The organism is Mangrovihabitans endophyticus, from assembly GCF_014646155.1.
GTDB classification, from domain to species: Bacteria; Actinomycetota; Actinomycetes; order Mycobacteriales; family Micromonosporaceae; genus Actinoplanes; species Actinoplanes endophyticus.
This window is the reverse complement of record NZ_BMMX01000051.1, coordinates 1-21,296: the sequence shown is the minus strand read 5'-3', so window position 1 is coordinate 21,296 and position 21,296 is coordinate 1. Positions and strand designations below refer to the sequence as shown.

Annotated in this window: 26 protein-coding genes and 1 tRNA gene; 7 read left to right on the top strand and 20 right to left on the bottom strand. The window is 70.3% G+C overall.

All coding sequences use genetic code 11. The features are described 5' to 3' along the window. The first annotated feature begins 39 nt into the window (after window positions 1-39). The 3 genes from cmk to IEY73_RS29325 all read left to right on the top strand — a co-directional run bounded on the left by cmk (window position 40) and on the right by IEY73_RS29325 (window position 2,349). The gene (cmk, locus tag IEY73_RS29335; RefSeq protein ID WP_229716265.1) at window positions 40-708 is read left to right on the top strand and encodes a (d)CMP kinase; all 669 of its coding nucleotides are present in this window, start codon (window positions 40-42) and stop codon (window positions 706-708) included. Between the two features lie 86 nt (window positions 709-794). Further along, window positions 795-2,174: a ribosome biogenesis GTPase Der gene (gene der, locus IEY73_RS29330; protein WP_189082599.1), complete on the top strand. Its 1,380-nt coding sequence runs from the start codon at window positions 795-797 to the stop codon at window positions 2,172-2,174. A gap of 101 nt (window positions 2,175-2,275) precedes the next feature. Further along, window positions 2,276-2,349 (top strand) — tRNA-Pro (locus IEY73_RS29325). A gap of 80 nt (window positions 2,350-2,429) precedes the next feature. Here IEY73_RS29325 and IEY73_RS29320 read toward each other — a convergent pair. The 17 genes from IEY73_RS29320 to IEY73_RS29240 all read right to left on the bottom strand — a co-directional run bounded on the left by IEY73_RS29320 (window position 2,430) and on the right by IEY73_RS29240 (window position 13,277). After that, the gene (locus IEY73_RS29320; protein WP_229716269.1) at window positions 2,430-3,599 is read right to left on the bottom strand and encodes a tyrosine-type recombinase/integrase; all 1,170 of its coding nucleotides are present in this window, start codon (window positions 3,597-3,599) and stop codon (window positions 2,430-2,432) included. A gap of 47 nt (window positions 3,600-3,646) precedes the next feature. After that, window positions 3,647-3,883 (bottom strand): helix-turn-helix transcriptional regulator, encoded by a 237-nt coding sequence (locus IEY73_RS29315; RefSeq protein ID WP_229716264.1) that lies wholly within the window; start codon window positions 3,881-3,883, stop codon window positions 3,647-3,649. A gap of 182 nt (window positions 3,884-4,065) precedes the next feature. Continuing rightward, window positions 4,066-5,175 carry an AAA family ATPase gene (locus tag IEY73_RS29310; protein ID WP_189082586.1) on the bottom strand — a complete coding sequence of 370 codons (1,110 nt, stop codon included), beginning with the start codon at window positions 5,173-5,175 and terminating at the stop codon, window positions 4,066-4,068. After that, complete coding sequence (locus IEY73_RS29305; RefSeq protein ID WP_189082585.1) at window positions 5,175-6,266, bottom strand: bifunctional DNA primase/polymerase; 1,092 nt, start codon at window positions 6,264-6,266, stop codon at window positions 5,175-5,177. Before IEY73_RS29305 ends, IEY73_RS29310 begins: the two co-directional genes overlap by 1 nt. Continuing rightward, complete coding sequence (locus IEY73_RS29300; protein ID WP_189082584.1) at window positions 6,263-6,604, bottom strand: hypothetical protein; 342 nt, start codon at window positions 6,602-6,604, stop codon at window positions 6,263-6,265. The genes IEY73_RS29305 and IEY73_RS29300 overlap by 4 nt, the downstream gene beginning before the upstream one ends. Beyond that, entirely contained in the window at window positions 6,589-7,260 is a 672-nt protein-coding gene (locus IEY73_RS29295) for a DUF4417 domain-containing protein (RefSeq protein ID WP_189082583.1), read from the bottom strand. Before IEY73_RS29295 ends, IEY73_RS29300 begins: the two co-directional genes overlap by 16 nt. Further along, window positions 7,257-7,628, bottom strand: coding sequence for an RRQRL motif-containing zinc-binding protein (locus tag IEY73_RS29290; RefSeq protein ID WP_189082582.1), 372 nt, complete (start codon window positions 7,626-7,628; stop codon window positions 7,257-7,259). Before IEY73_RS29290 ends, IEY73_RS29295 begins: the two co-directional genes overlap by 4 nt. Further along, window positions 7,628-8,335, bottom strand: coding sequence for a DNA methylase (locus IEY73_RS29285; protein WP_189082598.1), 708 nt, complete (start codon window positions 8,333-8,335; stop codon window positions 7,628-7,630). Before IEY73_RS29285 ends, IEY73_RS29290 begins: the two co-directional genes overlap by 1 nt. Further along, a complete protein-coding gene (locus tag IEY73_RS29280) occupies window positions 8,335-8,712 on the bottom strand; it encodes a MazG-like family protein (RefSeq protein ID WP_189082581.1) in 378 nt (125 codons plus the stop codon). The genes IEY73_RS29285 and IEY73_RS29280 overlap by 1 nt, the downstream gene beginning before the upstream one ends. Next, window positions 8,709-9,047, bottom strand: a complete 339-nt coding sequence (locus tag IEY73_RS29275) for a hypothetical protein (protein ID WP_189082580.1) — start codon at window positions 9,045-9,047, stop codon at window positions 8,709-8,711. Before IEY73_RS29275 ends, IEY73_RS29280 begins: the two co-directional genes overlap by 4 nt. Further along, complete coding sequence (locus IEY73_RS29270) at window positions 9,044-9,292, bottom strand: hypothetical protein (protein ID WP_189082579.1); 249 nt, start codon at window positions 9,290-9,292, stop codon at window positions 9,044-9,046. The genes IEY73_RS29275 and IEY73_RS29270 overlap by 4 nt, the downstream gene beginning before the upstream one ends. A 141-nt stretch (window positions 9,293-9,433) precedes the next feature. Next, window positions 9,434-11,593, bottom strand: a complete 2,160-nt coding sequence (locus IEY73_RS29265) for a cell division protein FtsK (protein ID WP_229716268.1) — start codon at window positions 11,591-11,593, stop codon at window positions 9,434-9,436. A gap of 23 nt (window positions 11,594-11,616) precedes the next feature. Beyond that, window positions 11,617-11,793, bottom strand: a complete 177-nt coding sequence (locus IEY73_RS29260) for a hypothetical protein (protein ID WP_189082577.1) — start codon at window positions 11,791-11,793, stop codon at window positions 11,617-11,619. 41 nt (window positions 11,794-11,834) lie between these two features. Continuing rightward, complete coding sequence (locus IEY73_RS29255) at window positions 11,835-12,011, bottom strand: hypothetical protein (protein ID WP_189082576.1); 177 nt, start codon at window positions 12,009-12,011, stop codon at window positions 11,835-11,837. Window positions 12,012-12,109: 98 nt separating this feature from the next. Continuing rightward, the gene (locus tag IEY73_RS29250) at window positions 12,110-12,298 is read right to left on the bottom strand and encodes a hypothetical protein (RefSeq protein WP_189082575.1); all 189 of its coding nucleotides are present in this window, start codon (window positions 12,296-12,298) and stop codon (window positions 12,110-12,112) included. An 11-nt stretch (window positions 12,299-12,309) separates the two neighbouring features. Then, window positions 12,310-13,035, bottom strand: coding sequence for a DUF2637 domain-containing protein (locus IEY73_RS29245; RefSeq protein ID WP_189082574.1), 726 nt, complete (start codon window positions 13,033-13,035; stop codon window positions 12,310-12,312). Then, a complete protein-coding gene (locus IEY73_RS29240; RefSeq protein ID WP_189082573.1) occupies window positions 13,035-13,277 on the bottom strand; it encodes a DUF6284 family protein in 243 nt (80 codons plus the stop codon). The genes IEY73_RS29245 and IEY73_RS29240 overlap by 1 nt, the downstream gene beginning before the upstream one ends. A 192-nt stretch (window positions 13,278-13,469) precedes the next feature. On the opposite strand from IEY73_RS29240, the gene IEY73_RS29235 reads away from it, so the two are divergent. Together IEY73_RS29235 and IEY73_RS29230 are read left to right on the top strand one after the other, a co-directional pair. Beyond that, window positions 13,470-14,327: a GntR family transcriptional regulator gene (locus IEY73_RS29235; RefSeq protein ID WP_189082572.1), complete on the top strand. Its 858-nt coding sequence runs from the start codon at window positions 13,470-13,472 to the stop codon at window positions 14,325-14,327. A gap of 134 nt (window positions 14,328-14,461) precedes the next feature. Continuing rightward, window positions 14,462-14,851, top strand: a complete 390-nt coding sequence (locus IEY73_RS29230; RefSeq protein ID WP_229716263.1) for a hypothetical protein — start codon at window positions 14,462-14,464, stop codon at window positions 14,849-14,851. 780 nt (window positions 14,852-15,631) lie between these two features. Here IEY73_RS29230 and IEY73_RS29225 read toward each other — a convergent pair. The 3 genes from IEY73_RS29225 to IEY73_RS29215 form a co-directional block, all read right to left on the bottom strand. Continuing rightward, complete coding sequence (locus IEY73_RS29225; protein ID WP_189082571.1) at window positions 15,632-16,237, bottom strand: phosphoribosyltransferase; 606 nt, start codon at window positions 16,235-16,237, stop codon at window positions 15,632-15,634. 445 nt (window positions 16,238-16,682) lie between these two features. Beyond that, on the bottom strand, window positions 16,683-16,958 hold the full coding sequence (locus IEY73_RS29220) for a hypothetical protein (RefSeq protein WP_189082570.1): 276 nt from the start codon (window positions 16,956-16,958) through the stop codon (window positions 16,683-16,685). Window positions 16,959-17,027: 69 nt separating this feature from the next. Next, window positions 17,028-19,601 carry a DEAD/DEAH box helicase gene (locus tag IEY73_RS29215; RefSeq protein ID WP_189082569.1) on the bottom strand — a complete coding sequence of 858 codons (2,574 nt, stop codon included), beginning with the start codon at window positions 19,599-19,601 and terminating at the stop codon, window positions 17,028-17,030. Between the two features lie 340 nt (window positions 19,602-19,941). On the opposite strand from IEY73_RS29215, the gene IEY73_RS29210 reads away from it, so the two are divergent. Together IEY73_RS29210 and IEY73_RS29205 are read left to right on the top strand one after the other, a co-directional pair. Next, window positions 19,942-20,388, top strand: coding sequence for a hypothetical protein (locus tag IEY73_RS29210; protein WP_189082568.1), 447 nt, complete (start codon window positions 19,942-19,944; stop codon window positions 20,386-20,388). A 109-nt stretch (window positions 20,389-20,497) separates the two neighbouring features. Next, window positions 20,498-21,157, top strand: a complete 660-nt coding sequence (locus tag IEY73_RS29205) for an Abi family protein (RefSeq protein WP_189082567.1) — start codon at window positions 20,498-20,500, stop codon at window positions 21,155-21,157. The last annotated feature ends 139 nt before the right edge of the window (window positions 21,158-21,296 follow it).

Below are 21,296 nucleotides of genomic sequence, written 5' to 3'. Positions count from 1 at the left end.
CCTTTGTTCGTTGATGATTTCCGGTCGCGGGAGGAAACGGTGGGCGACGAACGCATTGTGGTGGCAGTCGACGGACCGTCGGGATCCGGCAAATCCACCGTTTCCCGGCGTCTCGCCGCGGCGATCGGTGGGGTGTACCTGGACACCGGCGCCATGTACCGCGCCGTGACCTGGGCCGTGCTCGAAGCCGGCGCCGACCTCGCCGACCCCGACGGCATCACCAAGGTCGCGCTGTCCACCGACCTGTCCATCGGCACCGACCCGGCCGCCCCGCACATCGCCGCCAACGGCACCAACGTCGACCAGCCCATCCGCGGCCCCGAGGTCACCGGCGCCGTGTCCGCCGTCGCCGCGGTGCCCGCCGTGCGCCGCCACCTGGTCGCCCGGCAGCAGGCCATCATCGCCGGGCAGCCGCGCATCGTGGTCGAGGGCCGCGACATCGCCGGCGTCGTCGCGCCCGACGCCGACCTCAAGGTCTACCTCACCGCGTCCGCCGCCGCCCGCGCCGCCCGGCGCAGCACCGAGGACGCCACCGACACCGCCGCCACCGAGGCCGACCTCGCCCGCCGCGACAAGCTCGACTCCTCCCGCGCCGCCGACCCGCTGCGCCAGGCCGACGACGCCGTCGAGGTCGACACCACCGGCATGAGCATCGACGAGGTTGTCACCCGCCTGTCCGACCTGCTGAAATCCAGGACCTCTTCGTGACCGACGCGCACGCCGACCACCAGGCGGAGATCGCCGCCGCGCTGCTCGACGCCGACGACCCCGACCTGCTCACCGACGACCCCGACCTGCTCACCGGCGAGCCCGGCGGCGCCACCGCCGACACCGGCCCGGCCCCCGTGGTCGCCGTCGTCGGGCGGCCCAACGTCGGCAAGTCCACCCTGGTCAACCGGCTCATCGGCCGGCGCCAGGCGGTCGTGGAGGACGTGCCCGGCGTCACTCGCGACCGGGTGCCCTACGACGCCAACTGGAACGGGCGCCGGTTCACCGTGGTCGACACCGGCGGCTGGGAACCCGACGCCAAGGACCGCGCCCGCGCCATCGCCGACCAGGCCGAAATCGCCGTGCAGACCGCCGACGTCGTGGTCTTCGTCGTCGATGTCACCGTCGGCGCCACCGACGTCGACGAGGCCGCCGTCAAGATGCTGCGGCGCAGCGCCAAACCCGTCATCCTGGTCGCCAACAAGGCCGACAACCAGACCCTCGAAATCGAGGCCACCTCGCTGTGGTCGATGGGTCTCGGCGAGCCGTACCCGATCAGCGCCCTGCACGGCCGCGGCTCCGGCGACCTGCTCGACGCCGTCCTGGACGCCATGCCGCCCGCCCCGCCGATCATCGACGGCGGCCCCCGCGGGCCCCGCCGGGTCGCCCTCGTCGGACGGCCCAACGTCGGCAAGTCCAGCCTGCTCAACAAGCTGTCCAAAGAGGAACGCGCCGTCGTCGACTCGGTCGCCGGCACCACCGTCGACCCGGTCGACAGCCTCGTCGAGATGGGCGGCGAGGTCTGGCAGTTCGTCGACACCGCCGGGCTGCGCAAACGCGTCAAGACCGCCAGCGGCACCGAATACTACGCGTCGCTGCGCACCGCCGGCGCCGTCGAAGCCGCCGAGGTCGCCGTCGTGCTGCTCGACTCCGCCGAGCCCATCAGCGAACAGGACCAGCGGGTGCTCACCTCCGTCGTGGAGGCCGGCCGGGCCCTGGTCATCGCCTTCAACAAGTGGGACCTCGTCGACGCCGACCGGCGCTACTACCTCGACAAGGAGATCGACCGGGAACTGCGGCGGCTACCCTGGGCCATCCGGGTCAACATCTCCGCCAAGACCGGCCGCGCTGTCGACAAGCTCGCCCCCGCCCTGCACCGGGCGCTGGACTCCTGGGAACAGCGGGTGTCCACCGGCGCGCTCAACCAGTGGCTCACCGCGCTCACCCAGGCCACCCCCCACCCCGTACGCGGAGGGCGTGCCCCCCGGCTGCTGTTCGCCACCCAGGCTGGCGTCGCCCCGCCCCGCTTCGTGCTGTTCACCACCGGCCCGTTCGACGCCGGCTACATCCGGTTCATCGAACGCAAGCTGCGCGAAGAATTCGGGTACGAAGGCTCCCCGATCGACATCTCGGTCCGCCCCCGCAAGAAGCTGGGACCAGGGGACCGGGGCCGAGCGCACGGCTGAGCCCGTTGGGCTCGTTCTCCGCGAGCCGGACCGGTATGCCGTTGCAGGCAGCACGGAAGCCCTTGGTAGTCTGTACCGGTTGCCGCGCGTAAGCGTGGTAGCGGGCTGTGGCGCAGCTTGGTAGCGCACTTGACTGGGGGTCAAGGGGTCGCAGGTTCAAATCCTGTCAGCCCGACAATCTTGAAGGGCCGCTAGCTAGGGTATACACCCTGGTCAGCGGCCCTTCTGTCATTCTGCTAGATCCGGATATTCCTACTAGACGGCTCGGAGTTGGGGACCGTTTGGGGACACGGGGAGAATTCTGGGAGCGCGCAGGTGGGCGCTGAGCGCCGTTCCGGCCTCCTCGATCGAGCGTTGATCCGGGTGTAGGTACCGCTGTGTAGTGGTGAGCGATCCGTGCCCGGCGATCTTCCGCAGTACGTGCACGTGGACGCCGGCATCGGCTAGCCAGGTGAGGCCGGTGTGCCGCAGGTCGTGGCGTCGCAGGTGCTCGTAGCCCAGCTCGGTGACCACCTCGTCCCAGTGCGTGGCGTCCCGCAGTACCGCGGTACTGATCCGGCCGCCCCGCGGCCCGGTGAACAGTCGGGCGTCCGGGCCGGCCGCGGAGTCGAGTCGCTCGGTCACCATCGGGCGGACCTCTTCGATGATCGGCACCTTGCGGGCGCGTTTGCCCTTGGTGCCCTTGTCGATCAGCCCGCCCGGTCCGGGTGTGGTCTGCCTGCGCACCGTCCACGTCCACGTTGCCCGGTCGATGTCCCCGGCCCGGACGCCGGACACCTCGCCGATGCGGGCCGCGGTGCACGCGGCGAACGTGACGATGTGTCCCCATCCGGTGAACTGGCCGTGCGACCGGGTGACGAGCGTGTCTGCGAGCGTGGTCAGCGCTTCCCAGCTCGGCAGGGCGAGCGAGCGTGGGTCGTCCAACTCGTCCTCGGCGCGCTGGTACTCGCGCTGCCAGCCCGTGACCCGCGCGACGTTGCGGTCTACCACGCCATCACGCACGGCCTGTTCCAGCACCCTGACCAGGATGGCAAGCGTGTTCTTGACTGTCGAGCGGCTGCATTCGTCCTCGATCCACGAGTAGACCGCCCGGTCCACCACGCCGTTGGTGATCATCCGCATGGGAATGTGCCCGAGGGTCGGCACGACGCGCAGCCGCCAGCCGGCCAGGTACGGATCGAGCGTCTTGCGCTCCAACCCGCGGGTGGCCAGCGGCATCACGTCCGTGCCGTACTCGGCGAGTCGCTGCGTGGCCGCGGCCGGATTGATCCCGCCGTTGGCCGCGCGAATCATGCCGTCGATCCAGTCCTGAGCCTCCTCGGGTTCCACCGTTGAGTGCGACAGGGATCGCCGGTCCCCGGTCACGGGGTCGTTCCAGCGCACGCGAGCCTTGTAGGGCTTGGGCCGGCCGGCGCGGTACTCCACGTCGGACTTGACTGAAACACTGAGAGGCGGGTGCTGCGCTGCGCTGGTCACGCTGCCTCCGGGGTGACTCGACGGCTGGCCAGCCATGCGCGCACGTCCTCGATCGAGTACATGATCACGCGCTCGGACAGGGCGATGAACGGCGGACCTTGCAGCGGGCGCGCGGTCCGCCAGCGGCGCACGCTGGACGGATCCACGCGCAGCATCCGGGCCAACTCCTCAGTGGTGATCAGTTCGGTCTCGGCGGTGGTCGTGTCGATGCTGTCTACGGCCCTGAGTCGCACGGTGATGGCCTCCCGGTGCTGCGGTGCGGTGTTGGCGACGGTACGGGGGTCAATGTGGCTACGGCCCTTTGCGCGGCCCGCTGAGAGCCACGCTGAGCCAAGATCTCGGGCACCCTGGGGTGTTCCTATATATACGGCCGGTATCATCCCGGATCCTCCGTGTTTCAGCCGGTCTTCCATGATCAGCCGTCCTCTCGGCTGTCACTCTCGCTGTCACTGCCGTTTCCGCAGGTCAGCTTGGGTTGAGTGACGGCAGTGACAGGAGTGACAGCGGTGACGCCCGGCACCCGGTACCGTCCGCCCGGCTCGGCGGCCACCTGCCCATCGGCGAGCATCCGTGTGCAGTTCTGCCGGACGGTGTCCGCCTTGAGCCCCACACCTTCGGCGATGACCTTGGGTGTGGAGCCGGGCGCGTGGCGCAGGTAGCGCAGGATGGCGGCGCGGGTGTCGCTGAGTTGGTAGTCGCCGGCGGGGCCGTCGAGCATCCGCCACGCGCCCGCGGCGGGGTCGAAGGTGAGCGGGTACTCGTTCTCGTCGACGTCGCGGCCGGTCACGTGGAGCACGCCGTCGCCCTGGTTGCGTGCCCGCTTGAGCACGAGCGTGGCGTCGGCGGCCCCGGCGAGGCCGTTGGTTCCGGATACCTCGGACAGGAAGTCGTCCGCCCCGGCCTTGCGGACGTGGTGCACGGCGACGACCGCGACGCCGTGGTCATCGGCGATCTTCTTGGCCCGGCCGACCGCGGCGTAGTCGGCGTCGTAGGCGGACGCGCCCGGCGCGCTGTTGCCGCGCAGCTTGGCGAACACGTCGATGATGACCAGCCGTGCCCGCGGGTGCCGGTCGAGCCACGCGGCGATGGCCTGATCTCCGCCTTGCGGCAGGGGCGGGCATTGGGTGGCGAGGGTGAGTCCGGCCGGGGCGGGCCGGTCGCCGAGGACCTTGCGCAGCCGGGTTTGCAACCTGCGGGCGGTGTCTTCGAGGGCGAGGTAGAGCACCGGTCCGGGCTCGACGTCGATCGTCCCGAAGGCGGGGTCGCCGCGGGCGACGTCGACGCCGAGGGCGAGCGACATCCACGATTTGCCGACCTTGGGCGGCCCGCACAGCAGTGTGAAGCCCTCGGCGATCACGCCGGGCACGGCCCAGCGGGGCGGGGCGAACTCCATTGCCATGATGTCCGCGGCGGTCCACGAGGTGCGCAGCCGGGCGGGCTTGTCGATCGCGGACAGCACCGCCGCGGCGTCGTCGGGTCCGGCGATGCGCAGCGCGGGCCGCTCGGCCGGGGTCGGGGCGGTCATCAGGCCACCTGCCGCGGGCGGCGGGCACCGGCGCGCAGCCCGGACCGGATGGTGGTGCAGATTTCCCGCTCGCCGAGCCCGAGCCGCATCGCGGTGTCGGCGAGCGCCCTGGTCACGGTGTCCTCGGCGACGACGCCGCCGGCGACGAGCTGGCCAAGTGTTTGCGCGGCCATGAACAGCGCCCGGTTCCGGCCGCCTTCGCCGGCTTCGGCGAGCTTGGTCAGGGTGGCGTCGATGGCGGCGCGCACGTACGCGCCGCGGCGGTCGGCGGGCAGCTCGATGACGACCGGCGGCCCGGCCGGGCGTTGCGGTGTGGGCTGTAGCCGCTCGGCGAGCCAGCCGGGCAGCCCGGCCGGGGCCGTGTCCTGCCGGAGCGTGTACGGCCGGCCGGCGACCGTCGAGCCGGCGGCGACGACGTAGCCGCCGTGCGCGCGGGTGTCGATCAGCCAGCCGAGCGCGCCCGCGGTGTTGCGCAGCTCGATCCCGTCGTCGGGGTGGCGGTAGTACAGGTGCAGCCCGCCGCGGCCGGTCGCGACCGCGTACGTGTCGGGCACCGGCTGTCCGAGGTGGGCGCACAGGTCGGTGAACACGCCCCAGCCGTGTAGGTAGCCCTCGCACCTGGCGGGCGCGGTCTGTCCGGTCTTGCGGGTGTCGAAGTCGAGGACCACGAGTCCGGACGGCCCGCACGCGATGCCGATGTTGTACGGGCCGGCGGTCCAGCAGCGTCGGATCCGGTCGGGGTCGGTGGTGGCGCGTTGTTCCCACTTCTCGATGGCGGGGCGTTTGCCGTCGGGGCGTAGCGGGAAGACGTGCCAGCCGCGCTCCGCGGCCGACAGCGCCGCGGTCAGGAGGTCGTTGTGGCGCATGGGGATCCGCTCTCTGAGGTCGGGTGTGGACGGATGGTTGCGGGTGTGCTCGGCGTGGGCGCAGGCGGCGCAGTAGCGCGCCTTCTCCCACTGGGCGGGTTGCACCGGCCGGCCGGACAGGGTGTCCTCGCCGGCGACGGTCGCCGCGCAGATGTGCGGGTACGGTCCGGCGGCGGGCACGTACCGGCCGAGGGCTTTGCTCGCCGCGATCCAGTGCCCGTTCACGGCGCGTCCGGGGGCGTGTCCGGTGGGGGTCCGGTGATGGTGAACAGGTGCATGTCTTCGCCGCCGAGGCGGATGGCGGCGTCTTTGGCGCGTTGGGTCAGGGCGAGGCGGTGGGGGTCGGGTTCTAGTTGCAGTTCGCGGCGGCGGTCCATGTCCAGCAGCACGGCGTCGAGGTCGGCGCGGCTGAGGTCGGGCAGTTCGTCACGCAGCCGGGCGAGGCTGACCAGTTCGCCGGGCCGGGCGGCGAGGTGCTGGTAGGCGGCGCGGATCCGCTCGCCGGCCGGCCGCGGCAGGGGCCGGCCGGCGCTTCCTCGCCCGCCCATCACCGGGCCGCCCATCGGCTCGGGTACACCCGGACCGGCACGTCACCAACCGAGCACGTCGGTCGGGTGCCGTGGACGAGCACGAGGGTCGGGTGCAGGGCGGTGAGCATGGCGGTGTAGCCGGCGGCGAACAGTTCCCGCGCCGTCCGGTCGCGCACGATCCCCACGGTGGACACCGCGACGGTCGAGCCGGCCGGGAGGCCGGCGAAGGCGTACGGGTAGCTGTCCGCCGTCGACCAGGACACGGTCGGGATGACTGTGACGCCGTGCGCGGACAGCCACGCCCCGCACCAGCGGGAGCGGTAGACCTGCCACAGTTGCATGACCCGCGGCATGGTGGTCCACAGGCTGAAATCCGGGGTGAGCGCCGTCCCGACTGTCTGGCAGCGGGACAGGCCGCGTTCGGGTTTGGACCAGACGGTCTCGAAGCGGTAGTCATCCAGGAAGAAATGCACCGCGTCGCCGGGGCGGGCCGCGGCGATCGCGTGGCGGGCGTTGTACGGCAGCAACCGAGCAGGTTCGCAGCCGGTGGCGGGCAGGTCGGGGATGCCCCATTCGTTCGAGCTGGGGAACAGGGCGCGGGTGTTGAGCCGGTCCCAGTTGCCGGGCATCTGCGCCCACCGGTGGCTCGATCGGGTGCCGCCGAGGGTGTGCTCGGGTGCGAGGGTCATCGGGTGCTCCTGTCGTGGCAGGTCAGGCACTCGCCGAGCGAGCGCGGGATGTAGTAGCCGCGGATCTCGCGGCAGGTCGGGCAGGTGCGCCGGGCGCGCAGCGCGGTCCGGATCGCTCGGCGCTGCGCGGGCGTCGCGGTGCGCTTGGGTCGGGCCAGGTCGAGCCGGTACAGGTAGGCGGTCCGGGTGCCGCCGACGCCGGCCCACAGGATCTGCGCGGCGATCGGCTGACGGCCGGGGCACAGCCCGGCGGCGCGCAGTTGCCGCCGGGTGGCGTATCCCGCGGGCGCGCCGCGCCACCAGTAGGTGGGCAGCCCGCCGTGCCGGTCGCCGTCGGGATCCCAGTAGGCGGCCCGGATCCGGGACATCAGGCGGCCCTGCGCAGGTCGGTCTGTCGGCCGACCCCGGCGAGGAACGAGCGGCCGAGCCACTCGGCGTAAGCCGGCGGGATGGCCTCGGTCAGTTCCTCCCGCGCGTCCGTCCAGTCGATGCCCATCGCGGTCTGCATCTCGGCCACGGAGGCTTTGCCGCCGCCGTTGCCGTAGGCGGCCACGTACGGGCCGTCGTGGTAGACGCCGTGCCGCCAGCCGCGCACCCGCCCGCGGTGCCGGAGGTGCGTCGGGGCCGCGGCGGCCCAGCCGCCCAGCTCGAAGTTGCGGTGTCGGATCACGCCGAGCCCGAACATCTCGCCGCACAGCGTGACGTCCTTGCGGACCGGTGCTGTCCCGTTGGGCTGCTCGATCACGTACGGCAGCCCGGACCGGTCGAGCAGCCTCCGCAGGTCGGGGATGAGCTGCACGTGGTCGCGACCCCAGCGCATCGCCCGGTTGGTGCCCTGGGTCAGGGCGCAGCCCGCCTGACACGGCGGCGAGGAGTGGATCAGGGAGAAGGCTCGGACGCCGCCACCGCAGATCAGCCGGTCCAAATAGGACAGGGCCTCGGCCCGCACGAACCGGAACGGGTAGCGCGGCCGGTCGACGACGTCCACGCCTACCACCTCGAACCCCGCCGCGGCGTAACCGCAAGCTGCGCCGCCGGAACAGCAGAACAGATCGAGCAACAACGGCCGGCCCATCACGCGCCCCTCCCCGTCGCCGTGACGACAGCGGGCGCGCCGGACGCCGCCGCGCGTTCGGTGAGGTAGTCGAGCCGGTCGGTGAGGGTCCGGTCCAGCCGGCCGGGGGTGACCGTTTCGGCGAGCACGAGTGCCGACAGCGCGACGTCGATGGCTTCGTGGACGACGTCGGTCCACGTGTGGGTGAGGCCCTTGCGCGGGTTTTGGCCCAGCACGCCGATGACGGCCTGGGCCAGCTCTCCGGCCTCTTCTTGGACCTTGAGGGCGCGGCACAACGTCTCGGGCAGCCCGCGCAGGTCGGCGTTGCCGCGGCTGTCGAGCTGGCGGGTGATGCGCTGGACAGCGGCGACGATCGCCGCGGGCTCGTGGGCGGTCATGCGGAGTGCCTCCGATCGAGGGCGGGCCGCCGGGTGCGGCCGGGCAACAGGTGCGAGGTGGTGAGCGTGTCCAGCAGCTCGCCGAGCAGTCGTAGCAGGAGGGCGAGCTGGGTGCGTGCGGTGTTTTCGTTGCGGTGCAACGGGATCCGGATGAGCACCTCGGCGTAGTCGACGTCGCCGGCGCGGGTGCGGGTCATGACGGCGCGGCCGGTGCCGCGGGCGGTGACGACCGGCCGGGCACGGTGAGTGTCGATCCCGCAGGTGTGGTCGCGGGCGCACCATCCGGTGTGCTCGGTCGGGGCGCGGCGCAGCCGGGCCGTGGTGCGGGCGCTCATCGGGCGTCCCGGCGGATGCCGGAGAGCCGGTTGTAGATCCAGCGGCCGGCGCGTAGCCGGCGGCCGGTGCCCTCGCAGCGGCGGCAGTGCCGGAACGCGCGGCCGGACGGGGAGCGGCGTTTGCCGGTGCCGTGGCAGCGACGGCAGTGCTTGAACGGCCAGATCCAGCACGCCGCGGCGTAACCGAGCGTGACGGCGATCAGGGGTGCGATGAGGGTGCTAGCAGCGGCGATGTGGGGGTTCACAACAGTCTCCTCGGCCGGTTTTTGGGTGTGCGGGGCCGTGAGCTGCTAGCTACGAGGCGGCAGCTCAGATCTCGGTTGGGGTGCTAGCGGATCTGCTAGCCCTAGCAGGGTCGGCTGCTAGGCCTAGCAGCCTCGGACCGGTCAGCCGCCGGACCGCTTGCGGTCACGCTCGGTGATAGCCGCCGTGAGGTCGGTGTGGACGATGCCGCGCTTGGTGGTGGCCTTGCCGCCGTCGGCCGGCTTGGCCCACACGTCGCCTACCTTGATCGGGAAGGGCTTGAGCGCGGCGGTCAACTGGGCCGATCCCCAGCCGCCGTACACGTCCGGGCGCAGCTCTACCAGGGCGGCGCACAGGGTCTCGTTCCACACCGACTTGTCGTCGCCGGGCCACACCCGCGCCAGGTCGTCGAGGACGTGGTGCTGCGGGGCGACGTCGCGGTCGGTGGGGAAGGTCGGGATGTTGCCCGCCTTGGTGCGCAACGCGACGGCGCGGGCCACGATCCGGCCGGCGGCGGTGGTGTCGACGTAGAACGAGCGCACCGACTGTGGTTTGCCCAGCCCGCGCAGCACACCCCATCCGGCTTCGCTGACCGGCTGGAACACCGTGGCCCGCAGGCCCTGCTTGTACGCCGACGTCCCCAGGATCATGTCGTTGGCCGTCTGGTCCGCCACGGACAGGCAGAACCGGGAGTTGACGTTGCGGGAGATCCCGGTCGGCAGGGAGTCCTTGTCCGGGATCTGCGTGCCGATCACGATGATCACGCCGAGCGCCCGGCCCAGCTTGATGACCTTCTCCAGGATCTCCCCGGCTTCCTTGCCGAACTTGCTGGTCATCAGCTCCTGCAACTCGTCGAACCAGGCGACCAGCGGGCGCAGCCCCGACCCCTTCAGGCTGGCCAGCTCGGGGGTGACCTTGTTCTCCGGGGCCTTGCCGAGGCGGGCGTAGTGGGCGATGCGCTGCGAGCGGCGGCGGCACTCCTCGTACAGCCACTGGATGAACGCGAACGCGCGGGCCAGGGTCTCGTCGTCGAAGCCGTTGCCGTACTCGGCCATCACCGGCTCCAGCACGGCGAAGTCCCCGACGCCCTTGAGTTCGTAGCCGCGGATCTCCGCCCGCGGGTCCAGGGCGGCGGCCAGCAGCAGCAGCCGCAACGCGAACGTCTTCCCGGATCCGGGCTGCCCGCCGAACAGCCAGTTGCGGTACATCAGCTCGGCCATGATCTGATCAAGCTTCGGGGTGGTGGCGAACGGGAACGGCTGGAACAGGTCCACCTTCAGCCCGTCGTTCAGCAGCGGGCACGGCGGCTGCTTCATCGCCGACGCCGGCTCGTAGCCCACCCACAGCGCCAGCCGTCCGGTGTGGCCCGGCGCGGTCTCGGGCCACACCTGATCCAGCGGGAGCCGCATCGCGCTCGCGAGTTTGCCGCGGCGGGCGACCACCTCGGCCGCCTCCACGCCGTAGGGCAGGTCCACGATCGCCAGGTGGCCCGGTCCGTCGCGGTGGATGTCCACCGGGAAACTGATCGCCTTCGGGTCCTTGGCCACGGCGGAGGTGATCGCGGCCATCTGCACCGAGGTCAACGCGCGGCGCACCAGCACGGCGGTCAGCTTGCGGTACCGGGTGCCCTCCGACACCCGGTCGGTGATCGGCTTGTCCGCCGGCCGGCCGCGCGTGGCGAGGAACGGCACCACCGTCAGCGCGGCCAGCCACCGCCACCACGGCGGGCCGAGCGCCAGCACGATCAGACCGGTCACGATTCCCGCGGTGGCCAGGGCCAACACCCACCACCGCCAGGTCGTCTGACGCTGCCGGCGGGCGTCCAGCTTCAACCACACGTCCGCCTCGCCGCGCTGCGCCGCCGTCTGACGCAGGTGCCAGTTGCCTTCCTCGGCGCTGGCCCAGTGCAGGGCCTGAGCGATCCCGCGGACCAGGCCGATCGGTGCCCACAGGGCGGTCTTGGCCGCGTACTTCGGCGAGCGGACCGCGTGGTAGGCGAGCACGTACCCGGCGTCCTTGCCCTGGTGCTTGGCCGCGGCCCGGACGCCGCGCCACGAGCGTGCCCACTCGGCCAGGATCGGCCGCCGCTCACGCCGGCGGGCCAGCACCTCGGAAGGGATGTCCCCGGCCGCGTCGACCGGCCCGCCCTCCGCGGGCGGCGCGTCGTCAACGGTCTCGGCGTCCACGGTCTCGTCGTCGTCAGGCACCTCGCCGCCCGGCGCGGCGGCGCGGCGGGCGCGGGCGGTGTCCAGGTCGACCACCTCAGCGGCAGCGTCCGCGTCAGCGGACTCAGCGGCCGGCATGGTGTCGGGGTGGGGGTGGGTGCTCACGGGCGATCCTCCGATCCGGTCAGCGCCAGCGCGGCACCCGCGGCGGCGGCCAAACCGGCCGCGGCGAGGATGCGCAACGGGCTCGGGTGAACGAGCGCGGCGATCAGGTTGACCAGCGCGGCGACGACCAGCAGAGCGCGGGTCAGCGGATGCAAACGACGGTGGCGGGGCACAGCGTTGCCTCCCTCAGGCGACGAGTGGGTGGGGTTCGGGCTCACCGGGAGTACGCCCGGCGGGTGGTGCCGATCGCGCGGCTGTCCCGGCCCGCGGCAGCCGCGGCGCGGATCAGGGCCGAGTCCTCACGCTTGGCCTGTTCGCGCCGTTCGCGGATGTCGGCCTGGTGGATCGCGTTGCGGACGGCGTCTTCACCAGAGGTGTTGTGGCGCAGCATGATGAGGGCCTCTCCTCGACGTTCGTGACAGGACTTAGGGGTGGAGGCCGGCGGCGCGGCGCTGCTTTGGTCGGTAGGAGCCGCGCCGCCGGGCACAGTCAGAACGGGTGCCGCGGCGGCGGGTCGCCGTTGACCAGCGCCGTGAGCGACGCGGCCAGGTGCTCGGCGATGTACTGCCGGTCGTGCTCGGCGTTCAGCGCGTGCTCGGCCCAGTCGCGCAGGCCGGCCAGGTCGACGCGCAGGTTGTGCAGCTCGGCGTGCGCTTCGTAGATCTCGACCTCGGTCATCGCTGGTCACCTCACGCCGCTGCCGCGAGAGCAGACGTTTCCGCAGGAACCGGCGCAGATGGTGACGCATCGGTGACCCGCGGTCGCAGGTGACGCCGAGCCGTCGAGACCGACACGCCGGCCTTCTTGGCGATCTCGGCGACGCCCGCGCCGGGCAGCTTGGCCGCGGCCCGCGCCACCTTCTCGGCCGACGCCGGCCGCGGCGTGACGCGCTTGGCGGGAGCCTTCGTGACCGGCGCGGCCGCGGCGGGCTCGGGCTCGACGACCGGGGCGACGCTGACCGGCTCGGCCAGGGTGGTTGTGACGGCGGCCGGCGCGGTGTCGGCCGCGGGCTCGTTGAACGCCCGGAGCCGGCCACCGATCTCGACGAGGCTGATCGAGGCGACCACGATCAGGCCGTCCACGCTGAACGGCAGCAGGTACGGGCTCGCGCCCGTCTCGCCGTAGCGGGCCGCGACGCCGGCCATGTGCCAGTACGACACCCACGCGGCGATGCCCGCGATGACCGCGGTAGCGCCGAGCCGGGCGACCGACATCGGGCCGCGGCGGGCCGGGATCCGCGAGATCAGCTCGACGGCCAGCATCAGCGCCAACGGCGACCACGCCGAGATGGCCTTGCTGATCGGGTTGTCCGCGGCGTGCAGCACGTTGCCCGCCAGCGACGCGGCGATGCCGAGGGCGAACACACCCCGGACGCCCCACCCGATCCGCTTGAGCTGGGAAATGTTCTTGGTCATCACGCCACCTCGCGCAGGTCGGCGGGACGCGCGGCCAGCTCGGCGGCCACGCGGGTGACGCGGGCCTCGGCCCGGCGCAGACGTCGCCGGGCCAGCGGCGACGGGCCGCCGTGCTCGGCGGCGTAGATGTTGGCGATCTCGGCGTCCAGCACGGCCAACTCAGCCTCGATCAGCGGCCACTCGGCCTCGATCGCAGACAGGTCGGCCGACGACGGCTCGACGTTGGTGAGGTGCGCTTTCACCTGTGCTCTCCTTCAGAGGTGGGGGGCTTGCTGTGATGCAAGCAACCTAACAACTGATGGAGCAGCGGGTCAACTGTTATGGCACACATGGAGTCTGAGCTGGGAGAGGCGCCCTGTAGTGGATCTTTCCTGTTAGGGATCTGATAGCCTGTGCAGGTCAGGCATCTAGCAGGAGGCGAGGACTTGCCGCCCATGTCCGCAGATGAGCCGCGCGTCTCACGCGCCGAGGCCCTACACGTGCAGGTCGCACGGCATATCCGGAACGAGATCGAGGCTGGCGTACTGCGAGATGGCGAGACGGTGGCGTCCACACGGGAGCTAGCCGCTCAGTGGAACGTCAGTGTTTTCACGATCACTGAGGCGATGAAGGTCCTAGCTGCGGAAGGGCTGATCGAGAACAAGTCCCGTTCTAAGCGCGTCGTCAGGGCACCCGAACAACCGCGCGCTAAAGGCGAAATACGGCTGCGCAGCCCGCGTGTGCTTTTCGTCGGCGGCTACGCCGGCAGTGGAAAAACAGAGCTTGGGCGAATTCTTGCGCGGCTAACCGGCTGGCCGATGCTCGATAAAGACACGCTTACAAGGCCGGTTCTAGAGGCGGCATTGGAATTGCTCGGGATGTCTCCGCATGATCGCGAGTCCGAGACATACCTGAATTCGATGCGTCCCCGCGAATATGAGGCGCTAATGGCCGCGGCGAACGAGAACGTCTCGTGTGGCAATAGCGCAATCGTTACCGCGCCATTCCTCCGGGAATTCAAAGATCAAGCTTGGCTCGATCGCACTGAGGCGGCGTTCGCTGCGCTCAATGCTCAGGTCACGGTCGTATGGGTCTACTGCGACGCCACCTCGATGCACGGCTACGTCCGGCACCGTGGGGCCGCTCGTGACGGCTTCAAGCTGAGCGACTGGAAAAGCTACCTCGCGACCATCGACCTCGATTTCCGGCCGCCGGTGCCGCATCGCGTCATCAACAACTGCACGTCGAGTGCGCCGCTACAGAAACAGGCAGCCGATCTGTTGGCCGAGATAACCGCGGGCGAGACTGTGTGATGCGCGGCGTCATACTCTACGGTCCGCCCGCCTCGGGAAAGGACACCGTCACTAAATCGCTGAGCGATGTTGACCCACGATATCGGCTATTCCGTCGCATCAAGGTCGGTTCGGGAAGGACCGAGGGTTACCGCTTGGCCACGGTCGCGGAAGTAAATCGACTCCGTGCGGCAGGAGAGATCCTGTGGGAGAACCGGCGTTACGGCGCGACGTACCTCGTAGACCGCGGCTTTCTCGCTGAGGAATTGTCCGAAGCATGGCCGGTTCTTCACCTCGGCCAGCCGGACGCCATTCCAGCGATTCTTGGCGCATTCCCGCCGGATTGCTGGCTGGTTGTCTACCTGTGGTGCTCCCGGCCGGTGGCGGAGCGCCGTGTCGTCGCGCGGGACACAGGCGACGTCGCCGCACGCATGCAGGCTTGGGATGCAACCAAGCCGATCTCGGCCGATCTGTCGATCGACACGGGCTGTGTGGAGGCCGGCGACGCCGCCGCGGTTATCGATGCGGCGGTCCGCGGAAGGTAAAGACCTGTCACTGGTGTCACTGGTGTCACTGGTGTCACTGGTGTCACTACTGTCACTCGATGGGCGCTGAACTGGGAAAACATGAGTGACAAGCGGCCGGAGAGAGTGTCACTCAGCAGCCGGGGACGGTGGGGACCGTTTGGGGACCACACGGTATGCGCGCCAGTGCGCGGACCTGCACACTTGACCCTCGCTTGAACGCTGCGCATCGCGTTTGACGTGCGGAAACGCCTACTCCAACGGCCTGGGGGTCAAGGGGTCGCAGGTTCAAATCCTGTCAGCCCGACGAAAAAGAGCCGGTGACCTGCGGAAACGCAGGTCACTGTTTTCGTTGGATCAACATCACCCACCGAAAACCCACCGTTTTGAGGCTCGCGCTGGCGCCGGTTGGCTTCTTTCAGCCCGCGGGGGCGGCGATTCATAAGCTCCGGGTCCACCTCTTGATGAGCCCAGCGTTGATTCCACGACGTAGCACGGGTCTTGCGACCGGGTGCTGAACGACAAGGTTGAATTCTTGTTGCTGGCAGGGTGAGCAGGAGCGGCCGATGGGCCAAGACCGGTCGGCGAGCGGATCGACCAGAGCACCCCTCGACCTGTGTGCCGACGCCCAGAACGGTGCGCGCCTGCCAGCGGACGCGGCCGCCACAGCCGTCCGTCCGGGATCGGCACGGGCCTCCGCCTCCGATTGTTTGGAACCGTCGGTGGAGGCTCCGGCGATGACCGAAGTCGTTCCGCGGCCAGGGTCACCACACCTGGTCTTTGATCTCCCGGCTAAACAGCTCAGTCATTTTCGAGGAGTTCGTGGAATCCTCCGACAGTTGGTGTGCGACCGCCGTGAAATCGGTCAAGCCCAGCGTGGAAGGGTGAAGGGTCGATGGAGACGCCCGGCTTCGGGTCGTAGGTGGTGTACCTGGTCGAGTATTTGCCGATCGTGAGGGCGATGACCTCACGTGCGCCTGCCGCTAAGAACAGATTCCACGCCCATTCAAGTGATGAGCCCGTTGTCGTGAAATCGTCGAACACGATCACCGTCTTGTCCTTGACCCTGGTGCGGTAACTCGGACCGAGGTGGACGGTGTGGATCTGGTTCTCGATTGACACCGACGGCTGCAGGCCGGCTCTTCTCGCTTTCACGCGTTCTAGCACCACCGCGTCGACTGGGCCACCGCGTCGGCTGCGGCCATCACCGCGCTGGCCCGTGCCAACGCCGGCGAGCTCGAGCAGGATCCCGACGATCCCGAGAACGAGCGGATGTTTGCCGCGCTGAAGGTGTTGCACGTCGCCGACCTGGACGAAGAGACGATGGAGGCGGCCCGGTCTCTGTTCCTCGACCCGATCCAGCCGGATTCCCCGGAAACCGACTAGCCCTACATCAACGGCCGCCATCGGGTACAGGCCATGCTCGACGCCGGCGTACGCCGCATCGTCGTCGGCCTCTGGGAAGAACCGGACGGCGACCGGTGAGCGAACCCGACGACGCGCGTCTCGACGACCAGCAAGCCGAGGCGATCCGGCACCTGGTCGCCCACCCGGATCAGGTCGGCCGGGCCTCCGGCCGCGAACCCGTGCGCGAGGCGTTGCTGCGGCTGACCCGCGGCCGGTGGCCACGCCGGCACGGCCGGCCGGTGGTGCCTCGGCTGGCCACGCCGTGGCAGGACACCGTTTCGGCCGAGCGGATCGGCTGGCGGATGCGCGCGGCCAACCTGCGGGCCTTCGACGCCGGCGACGCCTCCGTACGCGACGAGTACGTCTTCGAGGTGGACTACGAGTTGTGTCACCGGTGCCGGATCGGCTGGGTCGAGCAGCCACACACCCTGGAGCCCTACCGCCGTCACGGCCCGGCCGCCGCCGACCTAGCCGCGTTGCGTACGGAGAATCCCGAGTACACCTGGCACACCCTGGGCGGCCACATCGACGGCTCCCCGGCCTTCTGGGACACCATCGGCGGGGCGTACCCGGCGGCTACCGCCCACGTGACGTGTGCGCGCACGTCACCCAGGGCGGCTGAACGCCCGGGCGGCGTCGGGCTGAGCACCGGGGCCGGGCCGGGCGGGCGCTCTGCGGCCGGGATGGGCGGCTCCGGGCCGATGTCGGCCAGCTCCTGCACCAGGTCCCGCTTGTGTAGTACGACGGGCGCCCCCAGCCCGGGCGCGCCCGTCCTACCGCGTCGTGCGGATCAGCCGTCGGAGACGGCTCGCTCGGTACAGTCGGACAGCCACTGGGAGGGCAGTGCTCGCCGGGCCCGTAGCAGTTCAGCGACGACCTGCTCCGCGTTGACGGGCTGCAATCCCGCAGTCTGCGTCCGGATCGTTTCCCACGCCTCGATCAACCGTCCGGCAAGGTCGAGAACCCGTCCAGGTGTGACGAGATAGGTCTCGACGTCGGATACCTGCACGGCTGCCGGGTGCAGCACGGTCTGCGGTGTGACGATCAGGGTCACCGATCCGGGCGGCGCCGCGACGCCCTGCCGAGATGCGGCGAAGTTGAGGTGACCACCCGCCTCCCGAACACGGGTGGCCTTGAGCTGGCCGTCCGGATCAGCGTCGGACTTGGCCTCCCACGCGACCCAGAGTTCGTCACCGAAGAGCCACACGGCGTCGGGTTCGGCGTCCCCGCCGGTGCGCTTGAGGACCTTGGCGCCGGCGAGCTCACCGAGCGCGACCAGGGCCGCTTCGTACGGTGCGGCTTTGGTCTGGGCCAGCCCGGTCCGGATGGTCTGGACCTGTTTGGTGAACTGGTTGGTCCGGCCCGCTCGCATCGGGTGGACGGCGATCTGCAGCACCACCTCGAGGTCGACCGGGCTCAGGTCCGGCGGGGCCGGGTTGACCAAGCTGGCGGCGTCGGTGGTGAGTTCGGACAACCACTTGGTTCCCTGGGCGGCGGCCCGCGCGGCGTCGAAGTGGGTCTGCGCCAGGGTCAGCCAGTGCTCGCGGTTGTCGCGCCGCCCGGCGATGACCGCCCAGCTGGCGAGCACGTAGTGCCACAGGGCCTGATACCGGCGGATCTGCTGCCCGCCGGCGAGAGCCTCGACGGCCTTCTTCGCCTGTTCGACGGCGCGTGGCCAGTCGCCCTGCCAGGCGGCGTCGATCGCGGCGACCTCGTACTCCACGGCGGCGGTGAGCTCGGCGGTACCCGGTCCGGCGGCCCGTGGCGTGCCATCGCGGTCGGTGCGGATGCCCTCTTCCGCCTCGCGCCACTCCGCGTCCTGGGCACGGAAGTGTGCCAGGTTCTCCGCCACCTCATCCGGGGAGATCCCGGTCGAGTATTCCAGTCCGAAAGCGATCTCCGCACGCAGCTCGGGATGCATCGTGGCCTGCACTTCCTTGCGGGCCACGAACTCCCAGAGGTCCTTGCCGAGCGAGAGGACCGCGGCATAGTCGGCGCTGTTGCGGGTCGCGCGCCCCGCTCCCTGGGTGAGCCTGGTCCGGATCCGCTCGCTGAGGACCACTGTCGCGCTGAGGCTCTCGTGCAGGAAGCGTTCCTGCAGATGGGCGCCCGCTGGCAGACCTACCAGGATGACCAGACGGCAGGTCTCGTCGGGCAGGTCGATGCCGTCGTAGCGGTTGGCCAGGGCCAGGAGCCCGGCAGGGGCGTCGGCGAAGTCGTCCGGAGCATCGGCGAACTGCTCCGCTCGCAGCACCGGCGTGCCCGCGGGAACGATCGCAGCCAGCGCCTTGTCCAGCACGCGGTTGTTCGGCGCGATCAGCACGCCCTTGCCGAACGCGGTCAGTGTCTCACCGGTGAAGGTGTCGCGGCTCACCTCGGCGTCCAGCCCGGTGACCAGGTCGGGGAAACAGAAGAACCGCCGGCCGGTTCCTTGCCGCTCCCAGCCCGCCGGCACCGGGATGCGGGTGATCTTCCGTCGCCCGAAGGCACGTTCGAGTTCGCCGCCGTCGCCGAGGGTCGCGGACATGTAGACCCGCTGGTTGGCGGCGGTGAACGCCTCGTGGTAGCTGGTCGGGGCGACCAGCGGGCGGATCAGGATCTGCCGGCGACTGATGTAGACCAGACACGCGGCGTACTGCCCACGCAGCATCGCGATCGGGAACTTTGCGTCGTCCGGCAGTGCGCCCTGCGCGACGGCCTGATCCAGTGCGCGCTCCAGGTCGTCGGCGGCCGCAGCAACCTCGGCGACCCCGGCGACATAGACCGGTGCGGGCCCGGCGGCCTGCTGTTCCTCGCGCCGGATCCGGCGGGCGAGGATCGGTGAGATCGCGCCCACCTGCTCGAGCACGGCTAGCACCAGCTCGAAGGCCACGGAGTCACGGGAGATGTCCACGCTCCAGTTCCCGGCCACGAACCCCTCAGCGGCGTGCGCGTCGTCGAGGACCAGCGTCTGCGCGCTGACGTGCGGATTCGCGTTGAACACCGCGCTGTACGTGGCGAATCCGACGGCCTCGCCCTGGGTGAAGCTCGCCTGGTCTGCTGGACTCCACTTCCGGTGAGTGCCGACCAGGTCCGCGACCGGGATGCCGTAGATCCGGGCCTGAGCGGCGGCCTGGCGCGCCAGTTGCCGGGTGGGTGCCAGGAAGGCCGCTCTCTCCCCGTACGCGCGCCGCCGCCAGTCCGCGATCAGGCTGCCGACGAGCGTCTTGCCGGCGCCGGTCGGCAGCTCGAGGGCGACGTCGCTTTTAGACACGTTCAGCGGGTGGTACGCCCGCAGAATGTCGGCCTGCCGGGACCACAGCTCCCGTGGAGCGTCCGGTCCGTGAGGCAGGGTCGGGTACAGCGCCTCCGGAGACGTCGGCACCGTTGCGGAGACCTTACGCTTAGTGAAAGCCACACCGAAGGAAATCACAGCCCCGCCGTCCCCGGAATCGTCCGGTGCCGCAGCGCGCGTAACGAGCCGTCAGGTTGTCGGCAACGCCTGGGTGAATCGGGTCGACCGAGGTGTGCAGAGCCCGCGGCCGGGAACCGGGTCGGCAACGCGATGACCCCGCCCAGGCGCGGTCGATCCGACGACCTGGGGCTGGGTCACGTTCGTGGTGCTGCCCGGCGTGATGCACCGCCGCCGAGCCTGCGGGCACGCGCCCGGGGCGACACCAGCACTGTCCGCCCTTTTTGCCAGGCCGGTCACTTATAGTATAGATATGACCACTGATGTGAGCGTCGCGCAGCTGGCCGTGGGTGTCATCGCGGTCTACCCGCGCCGGTTCTATCTGTACGCGGACGAGCCGGGCCCGGCTTTCGACCGACTGGTGAACATCCTGGAGACCTGCAAGCTCGCGGAACGGCACATGGCCGCCACCGACCAGATCATCGGCGCCCGGACGGGCTGCGAGGACATCCGGGTCCAGTTCGGTGATCTCCACGGACCCCAGCTCGCCGAGAAGCTCGCCGACGTCTTCCGGGATCTTGCGGTCCGCGACGGGATCGGCGTGCGCGTCTACCTCCGCAAGAGGCAACACGAGACGCAGGAGGATGGTGTGGTGCTGGGGTTGCCCGGCGCCGACCTCGAGGCCGACCACGCGGCGCTGTGTTCTCTGCTGAACCAGGCTGCCGCCGCGGCAGGGCTTATGCCCCGCGCCGGCGACTGAGGTGATCGACGCAACGGCGCTCTGTGGCCGGGAAAGTCGAAACCCCGGCGGTGTGGCCTGCCCGTTAGGGCTACCAGGGACCGATCCGGGGTCTTCGAGGTAACCATACGTGGACTCGTCGACGGCGTCCACCGGACGCACCGAAATGCTCCTGCGTTGCTTCAGCGAGCCACGCCTGAGTACGTATCTCGAGCACTGCGCCGGTGATCTTGACGCCGCCCTGGTGCTCTACGACTGGAACACCGCGCTCGCCGGGGCGGTCTGGGAGATCCTGGCCCACGTCGAGATCGCTCTGCGTAACGCTCTGGCCGGCGGCCTGCATCGGCGTCATGAGAACCTGCGGCGGGCAGGATCGTGGCTGGACAACCCTGCTCGGGAGCTTGATTCGAAGGCGGTCGGGGATATCGAGGTGGCGCGTAGGCGGGTCCAGACCAGCGGGCATGACCCGAGCGACGGCCAGACCGTCAGCCAGCTGAGTTTCGGTTTCTGGCGGTTCCTGCTCGCCCGCCGCTACACCAACGTGTGGCCGGACCTGGCAAGCGGGTTCCCGCACGCGCCGAATCGCAGCCGGGCGACCATCGAAGAGCCGGTGGAACGGCTGCACACCTTCCGCAACAGAGTCGCCCATCACGAGCGAATATGGCACGAACCGGTCGCCGCGCGTTACGCCGACATGGTCACCGTGCTGGGCTACATCGATCCCGACCTCGCCGCCTGGGCGAACGCCAGCGCACGACTGCCGAACGTACTGGCAGCTCGGCCGACATAATCAGGCTTTCCCTCTGACGGGTCCCGGACACCCCCGGTGGGGCTGATACCCCCGTTACCTAATGATCGTCCCCAGCCGGGGACTGCTCGGTCGCTCGGTCCGGTATGACTTACTGCCCCTGTCGTACGCATGATCCGGG